This window comes from Bartonella melophagi K-2C (assembly GCF_000278255.1).
Classification (GTDB): domain Bacteria; phylum Pseudomonadota; class Alphaproteobacteria; order Rhizobiales; family Rhizobiaceae; genus Bartonella; species Bartonella melophagi.
Genome location: NZ_JH725084.1, coordinates 26,259 through 28,517, shown reverse-complemented (window position 1 = coordinate 28,517; position 2,259 = coordinate 26,259). Strand labels below are relative to the sequence as shown.

Here is a 2,259-nt window from a genome sequence, read left to right as displayed (position 1 = left end):
ATATTTAAGGATATATACATGCGTAAAAGAAGTCTTTTATTATGTACCGTAAGTGGTTTTTTTTTATGTTCTTACTATAGTATAACTTATGCTAATACTCAATCAAACTCGCAAACGGTTAGCTCTCCTACAAAAACAATAGAAACAATAGTAGAAAAAAATGTTTCAGGTTTTTATGCTCTTAGTGCAACGAATAGTAAAAGTGTTAATGCTGACGGCATTCACGCAAAAGCAGGACACGTTGGTTTGCTAGTCTCAGATGGTAAGATCAACCTTAAAGATTCATTCGTAACTGTCGAGCGTGGAGTTGGTATCACCTTCTTTTCTTACAAATCAAGCAAATATACACAGGATAACAATGTAGTAACGTTTTTAAATACAAAGCTGTTTGTTAAAAGTGGTATGGGTATTTTAGGACCTTATGCAAACGGCACAGTATTCCTTAAAAATTCAGAAATTGATGCTGATGTTTTAGTGAAAAATAAGCTACGTACAGTGGAAAATATTGGTACTCTTATACTAACCGCAGATCGCTCTATTTTAAAAGGTGGTACAAGAATTTTAAAACAAAAAGATATAGACGAAGCAAAGGCACAATTACGTGATCGTACTATAAGGAATCATAGAACGCAATCTTCACAACAACAAATAAACGGAACTCAACAAAAAGCTGAACAAGCAGTAGAAAATTATTATAATAATCGAGATAAAGAATATTATAATGATCGAAATGCGGTGGAGCGGCTTTTACAGCAGAAAACAGTTTTAAATCTCAATAATGGTTCCACATGGATCTTAAGGGTTAGTAAAACAGAAACAGATAATAGAGATAATATGCTTGGTCCTATTCCAACAGCATTGATTCTTGGTATTGCTCAAAGATCCCATTCTGATATTTCTGTGCTTAATGTCAACAATAGTTCTATTATTTTTGAAAACTCAACAGAAGGTCATTATCAAACATTGTATGTAGGATCGGGAAATCCTGAAACTCGAAAAGTCTATAATGCAAGAGGTAATGCTAAACTCTATTTAAATACTAATGGGCAAAAAGCTGATCGTCTATTTGTTAATGGAGATGTATCAGGATCAACAACAGTAGATGTCAATATCCATGGAAATGTTCTAAAGGAAGCTAATTTGCTTCTTGTAACTGGCTCTCTTCCTTTAAATAAGCGTGGGATTTCTCTAATTCAAGTTTCTGGAAATGCAACAGAGAATTCCTTCAAACTAGCGAAGGGTTATATGACAATCAGTGGTTCACCTTACAAATATACTTTGAATGCCTATGGACCAACATCACGTAATGGTTTAGCTAATATCAACCAAAGATTGTCTGGTGTCAATCCATATAATAATGCTTTTTGGGATTTCCGCCTGCAAAATCAATACCTTCCCAACTCAAACGTAAAGGCTCTTTTACCGCAAATGGCAAATTATTTAGTGATGCCGAGTGCTTTATTTGTTGCAGGTTTTACTGATATTGAAAATCAAAATGCTCTCTTAACCAATATTCGCCCGATGCCATGGGAAATGAAAAATAATAAGAAACTTTTCTTTTTTATATCTTCTTATGGAAACAAAGTGACTTTATCATCTAACCGTACTGCGCTTGAATACGGTTATGGTGCTGATATTGGCTATGCTGCTTTACAAACAGGTGTTGCATTAGCTGCATTGGAAGGGCAAAACATTTCTTCATATTTCGGGCTTTTAGGCACTTATGGAAAATTGTCTTTCACACCACAAAATATGGCAGATGTTAAGAAGACTACATTCGATAAATGGCTTTTCACAGCCTATAGCAGTATACAGCATGATAGTGGAGTGTACGTCAATACTTTCTTATCCTATGGTCTCTTTAGAGGAAATATCTCCAATGCCATTATCGGTCAAACTGCAAGAGTGGATGATGCAAAAACATGGAGTGCGTCTGCTACTTTGGGAAAACAGCTCGTAACCAGCATTGAAGGCCTGGTATTCGAGCCACAAACACAGATTGCTTATCAGCAATTGATGTTTCGTACCATTCAAGATGCCGATAAATTTAAGGTGGATATGGGCAATCCTTATCAGTGGTCAATTCGTATGGGTGGGCGTTTGGTTAAAAATATTAACCAGTTTGAAGACGGTCGTACTCTTTCTTTCTATGGTAAACTCAATCTTATCAGTGTTTTTGGTGATGGAGGAACAGTACAAGTTGGCAAGAATAGTTTCTATTTTGATCCTATAGGACCTGCAATTGAAGGGGGGATAGGT

1 protein-coding gene is annotated in these 2,259 nt (G+C 35.7%); it reads left to right on the top strand.

Features of this window, described 5'->3' with window-relative positions; genetic code table 11:
- Positions 1-18: 18 nt before the first annotated feature.
- Positions 19-2,259 (top strand): autotransporter outer membrane beta-barrel domain-containing protein (locus ME3_RS05350; protein WP_007477786.1); only part of this gene is annotated, 2,241 nt, incomplete at its 3' end.